Source organism: Flavobacterium koreense (assembly GCF_054776075.1).
In genome coordinates, this window is sequence record NZ_BAAHCF010000035.1 from 1 (window position 1) to 597 (window position 597).

Consider the following 597-nt stretch of genomic DNA (forward strand, 5'->3'; position numbering starts at 1 on the left):
GTACTAATGTTGTGGTTGCGCCTGGTACACCTGCTGGTTCTTATACTTTGACTTACCAAATCTGTGAAGTTTTAAATCCTTCAAATTGTGATACTGCTATTGTAACTGTTCCAGTTGGAGCAACTGCAATTGTAGCTAATGATGATGCTGGTACTTCTGTAAATGGATTTGTTGGTGGAACTGCTTTCACTAATGTTCTTACTAATGATACTTTAAATGGTGTGGCTGTAGTGCCTTCTCAAGTTACTACTACTTTCGTATCTTCAACTAATCCTGGTGTTACTTTATCAGGTACTAATGTTGTGGTTGCGCCTGGTACACCTGCTGGTTCTTATACTTTAACTTACCAAATCTGTGAAGTACTTAATCCTTCTAATTGTGATACTGCTATTGTTACTGTTCCGGTTGGAGCAACTGCAATTGTAGCTAATGATGATGCTGGTACTTCTGTAAATGGATTTGTTGGTGGAACTGCTTTCACTAACGTTCTTACTAACGATACTTTAAATGGTGTAGCTGTAGTGCCTTCTCAAGTTACTACTACTTTCGTGTCTTCAACTAATCCTGGTGTTACTTTATCAGGTACTAATGTTGTGG

At 38.4% G+C, this 597-nt stretch carries 1 pseudogene; it reads left to right on the forward strand.

What is annotated here, in order from left to right:
• A pseudogene (locus ACYU7A_RS13375) lies at positions 1-597 on the forward strand (gliding motility-associated C-terminal domain-containing protein); the annotation flags it as partial.